Annotated in this window: 1 protein-coding gene; it reads right to left on the reverse strand. The window is 66.3% G+C overall.

The genetic code is table 11. The features are described from left to right. Positions 1-286: endo-1,4-beta-xylanase (locus FLW16_RS42850; RefSeq protein WP_142566712.1), on the reverse strand; the 286-nt coding region annotated here is incomplete at its 3' end. Positions 287-1209 lie beyond the last annotated feature (923 nt).

Raw genomic sequence — 1209 nt, forward strand, 5'->3', positions numbered from 1 at the left:
GCTCGGTGGCGTCGATCTTCATCTCGTTCTCGGCCGTCACCATGTTGAACTCACGATTCGCGATCGTCGTGTAGTTCGAGTCACTCAGCTTGTTCGCGCTGATCGCCGTACCGAAGTATCGGCCGCTCTGCGCGGCCGCGGCGCCCAGGGTGCTCGCCGCCGCGTCGGCGGGAACCGACACCGCCACGGCGGTGATCGCGCCGAGAACGCCGAGGGCGCCGGCGAGCAGCACCCGGCCGCGACGTGGGCGCCGGAGCCGATCTAAGGGGGTGGCGTTTGAATCCATGCCTGAGCCTCCACAACTGAATCACGGAAAGCGGACATCCGCGGGATCGACACCGCGTCCCGTTGCGGGACGCAGATCACGAGGACGTCGCGGACGGCGCCCCCCTGCCCCTTCACCACCGACCTGGCAGGGGAGACCGCCTCGGGGACTCAGTCTGGAAATCTCGCCGAAATGTGTCAAGACTCCTTTGAAACTTTCGGTCGGCTTGGTCGCCGGACAAGTCCAAGATGCACTCCGATGAGCGCTCCTGCCTTCGAAAACATGGCGACGACCCTGCTCTGTGGGAGGAGTTGTCGATGAAAGTTTCAGCACGTTGCCGGTGTCGATCGCGGTCCGGTGTTCCCCGATATCTCCAGATGGGCGACGGTCTGGCCCGTGCGAGGACGTGGAACGACGTGCGCCGGCCCCCTTGACGGCGCCTCCCCGCTTCGTGTTTGCTCCGGCGCACCACCACCACCACCGGCCGGTCGCCACTGGACGCGGCAGCCCACTCGTCCACCCTATGTTAGCGCTAACAAGGCCACTGTCGAGTGCTACGGAGCCCGGCCTCGCCGCCTGACGGGGCCCGCCCATGGAGACCGCATCGCGATACCTGAGCCCCCGTCCAGTTCGCCGCCGTCGAAGGGGTTGATCGGCCGTTGATGTTAACGCTCACAAATCGGTGCCGCCTCGGAGAGAAGCCGAACGCGCGCGGCATCCGCGGTATCTCACGACGGAAGGACATGGCGTGACACGAAGGCTCAGAGCCATACTGGCGGCCGCTGTCTTACCTCTGGTGGTGGCGGCCATGTTTCTGGGGGTCCGGCCCGCCGCGGCGGCGTCGCTGACCCGGGTGACCGGTTTCGGCAACAACCCGACGAACCTGAACATGTACCTCTACGTGCCCGACAGGGTCGCGGCACGGCCCGCGCTGCTGGTCCTGG

The sequence above is a fragment of the Microbispora sp. KK1-11 genome (assembly GCF_006874435.1).
Lineage (GTDB): Bacteria > Actinomycetota > Actinomycetes > Streptosporangiales > Streptosporangiaceae > Microbispora > Microbispora catharanthi.